This window comes from Rahnella sp. CJA17(1/100), assembly GCF_963881615.1.
In the GTDB taxonomy this organism is placed as follows: Bacteria; Pseudomonadota; Gammaproteobacteria; order Enterobacterales; family Enterobacteriaceae; genus Rahnella; species Rahnella aceris.
In genome coordinates, this window is record NZ_CAWOJA010000050.1 from 1 (window position 1) to 487 (window position 487).

Genomic DNA, 487 nt, shown 5'->3' on the forward strand with positions numbered 1-487 from the left:
CTAATAGTATTGACAGTTACAAGTGACTTCGTTATGTTAGGCGAGTAGAGGGCTTTTTTTTTTTTGCTCAGACATAAATACATTTTCCGGCGCAAACCCTAAAAGCCAGCAAATTCCCATGATGTCTGCACGACGAATGAGTATCGGCAGTCGTTTTGCTGTGGATTCCGGGCTTGCGTTGCTCGTCAATAACAACGTAGATGCTGCAATTTTTACCAGTCGTCATGGTGAACTGGAGAAAACGGGGCGAATTTTGCATTCCCTGGCCGGGGGAGAGGCTTTATCTCCGACTGAATTCTCCATGTCAGTACATAATACCGCCGCGGGTTGGCTTACCATTATTAGCAAAAATCCGTTGCCGGTAACCTCGTTAACGGCCAGTAAAGACAGCTTTCATCAGGGAATGCTGGAAGCTCAGTCAATGCTGGCAACGGGGGCTTCCCGCGTTATGTTGGTTGATTTTGATGGTGAAATTCCTGATATATAC

At 46.2% G+C, this 487-nt stretch carries 1 protein-coding gene; it reads left to right on the forward strand.

Annotation, left to right across the window (positions count from 1 at the left end; genetic code table 11):
* Positions 1 to 73: 73 nt before the first annotated feature.
* A partial coding sequence (locus AACU55_RS19095) for a beta-ketoacyl synthase chain length factor (protein ID WP_240785709.1) occupies positions 74 to 487 on the forward strand: 414 nt, incomplete at its 3' end.